Here is a 550-nt window from a genome sequence, read left to right as displayed (position 1 = left end):
GCTTGCTGTGCCTACGCAGACAGAGGCTACAAAAAATTGATATCAGCAATACCGTAGCGTTTTTAGGATATTTTTACTATAGCTACCGACTAAAATAGCTATATAACCATACTTTAGGATTTTAATAATCTACTCTTTGAAGTTTGCTTTGTCAGTGCCTGCTAAGCCGTCTATAATGGGGTTTTTGCTTATTGAGAGTGATTGTGGATTCTTTAAAGATGGCACTAGCCGCCGATAATTTGGATGAATCACCTAAAAATTCTAATGTATCTAGCCTTCCGACCATTGCGGCGATTGCTACACCGCTTGGGCGTGGCGGCGTCGGGGTTATTCGTCTGTCAGGCGCGCGTGCTTACGATATCGCTTGTCAGCTCACTGGTAAGTCGACTTTCACGCCGCGTATGGCCAGTTTTTGCCGTTTCTATCAGGCTGATGGCACGACCATTGATGAAGGTTTGGTGCTGTACTTTAAAGGCCCGCACTCGTTTACTGGCGAAGATGTGATTGAGCTGCAAGGTCATGGTGGCATGATTTTGCAAAATCAGCTGCT

General features: G+C 45.1%; 1 pseudogene. It reads left to right on the top strand.

The features are described 5' to 3' along the window. Nucleotides 1-218: 218 nt before the first annotated feature. Nucleotides 219-550: pseudogene (gene trmE / locus V7D75_RS11360) on the top strand (tRNA uridine-5-carboxymethylaminomethyl(34) synthesis GTPase MnmE); the annotation flags it as partial.

Source organism: Psychrobacter sp., from assembly GCF_036731945.1.
Taxonomy (GTDB): domain Bacteria; phylum Pseudomonadota; class Gammaproteobacteria; order Pseudomonadales; family Moraxellaceae; genus Psychrobacter.
This window is presented reverse-complemented; position numbering and strand designations above follow the sequence as displayed.